The organism is Photorhabdus heterorhabditis, from assembly GCF_001280945.1.
Lineage (GTDB): Bacteria > Pseudomonadota > Gammaproteobacteria > Enterobacterales > Enterobacteriaceae > Photorhabdus > Photorhabdus heterorhabditis.
On record NZ_LJCS01000157.1, the window covers coordinates 1 to 1598 of the forward strand.

The following is a 1598-nucleotide window of genomic DNA, read 5'->3' on the forward strand; positions in this document are numbered from 1 at the left end:
GGGAAATGTTTTGTACCATATTTATCTTCATTGATAGCAGCACCATAAACATTAATTAACCCCCAATAATAATTCATTATATTTAATTATAAAAACCTACTGACTATATTATTATTTACATTACCCATCACTGGGTATCTAAAGAAAGTTAAATCTCTATAAATAACAAAATAGAACCCATTAATTACAGATTGGAAATTAAAGTAAATAAATGCTCAATAGAATTATTCATCAATGGAATTGGATAAAAGGCTGAAAATGAAAATAAAAAACTTAGTGGTTCTAAATCAACAACTATGAGAAATTTACAAGATGAAATTGAAAAAGAGTGGGTACTTCAAGAGCCGTTATCTAAAGAAAAATCGACGTATAGGGTATCTTTGGGGTAGTACCTTTCTAGCGTTATTATTGATGGTAAATTCTTCGATATCGGGAAAAACAAATATGGTTGAATATAAATATCTATTGTCACTCAATACGCATCGTAGTCTCTGTGTGGCTAGAATTAATGGTATGATTGCACTGGAAAACAGTGATTCGAAATCTGGAACACAATCGAGTGGTTTTAATATGACTGCCTTCGTTGAAAATGGTCAGAATACGATGGAATTGCTGATGGGATCTATGGATGAAAATTCTGATATTTTTTCTCCAGACAATTGGTGTGAAGCAACCCTCACTAAAGCGTCTCCGTATGGTGATAAAGATGAAGTGATCAGCCATATCAAATTGACTGTTGATGATAAAGGCCATGTCACAACACAAGAATCGCAGAGCCAGTTACCAAATGGTAAGGCCGGCTTTGATTACGCAGCCATGTCAAAAATAGAAGCGGAAGAAGGGCTATTTGCTGCACAGAAAAGCTTTACGCTCAGTGGATTGCCGGTCTGGATGTGGACAACAGCACGACCCGTTTCGGAAAAAAATGATATGGCGGCGATAAAAAATTTCTATCTGGAAATCAGCAATACCTTACATCGGCGAGATTTAAATCAATTATGGAAGATGAGTAAACCTGCCTGGGCAGAGTGGGCAATAACTGAAAACAGTCAACCGGAAATTTTCTTTAACTCATTTGGATTTAAAGAAAAACTAGAAAATAGAAATTATGTCGTCAGAGCACCTGATTGGCATAAATACAGACTAATAAGTTATAAACAAGGGCGATTATTCCGATTAGAATTTGGTGTATGGGGAGGCTCACCTATCCGAATGGATAATAAAAAGGAAGATAAATATTTTGAATACAATCCTTATTTGTCGATTATTAATGGCAAAGTGATGATTGCCCGTTAAGTAAAAAAATCACGATAATCATTCAGCCTAAGATGAAAGCGATCTTAGGCTGAAAATAACAGTCTCCCTACAGCAATATGTTTTCTCCAAACAACATTCAAGGTAAAACGGAATACAGACTATTTATGAACTATAACCAAAAAAATTTAAATTCATTGAGACATGACATTCAATTTTCATCTTTAGATTTCAGTCAATCTAAAATTAATATTTCTCTTGATGGCCGGGTTATTTTCATGTCTCCTTCACCACTTGCATTTATTGATAAAAACAATACACTATTAAATTCAAAATATCGTTTT

1 protein-coding gene is annotated in these 1598 nt (G+C 34.0%); it reads left to right on the forward strand.

Annotation, left to right across the window (positions count from 1 at the left end; all coding sequences use genetic code 11):
* Window positions 1-444 precede the first annotated feature (444 nt).
* The gene (locus tag AM629_RS21025; RefSeq protein WP_054481744.1) at window positions 445-1296 is read left to right on the forward strand and encodes a hypothetical protein; all 852 of its coding nucleotides are present in this window, start codon (window positions 445-447) and stop codon (window positions 1294-1296) included.
* Window positions 1297-1598: the final 302 nt, after the last annotated feature.